This is a genomic window from Neisseria sp. P0024.S006, assembly GCF_051956595.1.
Lineage (GTDB): Bacteria > Pseudomonadota > Gammaproteobacteria > Burkholderiales > Neisseriaceae > Neisseria.
The window spans coordinates 1-763 of the sequence record NZ_JBQCXH010000013.1 but is presented as its reverse complement, the minus strand read 5'-3'; the positions used below and the strand labels follow the sequence as shown (position 1 = coordinate 763).

1 pseudogene is annotated in these 763 nt (G+C 56.1%); it reads left to right on the top strand.

Annotated features, from left to right (window positions below):
- Window positions 1-763, top strand: a pseudogene (locus ACTHUF_RS11015) (hypothetical protein); the annotation flags it as partial.

The window sequence follows — 763 nt, the reverse complement described above, 5'->3', positions numbered from 1 at the left end:
ACAGCATCGACTTGGCGCAAGACACCAAAGACGACATCCAAAAAGGTGTGGATGCCAAAACCACCGTTGACACCAAAGGCCTGACCTTCAACGGCGACAGCGGCAGCACCAATGTCGAAAAACTCGGTTCTACCGTGACCGTTGCCGGCGACGACAACATCACCACCGCAGCCCAAGGCGATACCGTTACCGTTAAGCTGAACAAAGACCTGGTGGTGGACAGCGTCAAAGCCGGCGACACCACCGTTAACAACGACGGTGTGAAAGTAGGCGACGATGTCGCATTGACCCAAGACGGCATTAAAGCGGGCGACGTCAAACTGACCAAAGACGGATTGAACAACGCCGGTAACAAAGTGACCAACGTAGCCGATGGCGACCTCAATGCCAACAGCAAAGACGCCGTCAACGGCAGCCAACTGTTTGCGACCAACCAAAACGTCGCCAACAACGCCGCCAACATCGCCAAAGGCATCAACTTCGGCGGTACTACCGGCAGCAACAACTACGCATTGGGCGACACCATCAATGTCAAAGGCGACAGCAACATCATCAGCGAAACCGTAGCCGGTGGTGCACAGCTGAAACTGGCCAAAGACATCACCGTTGACAGCGTCACCGCAGGCGACAGCAAAATGAATTCAGACGGCCTCACCATCACAGGCGGCCCGAGTGTGACCAAGTCCGGCATCAATGCCGCCGGCAACAAGATCACCAACGTAGCCGCCGGTACCGATGACACCGACGCCGTCAACTACAGCCA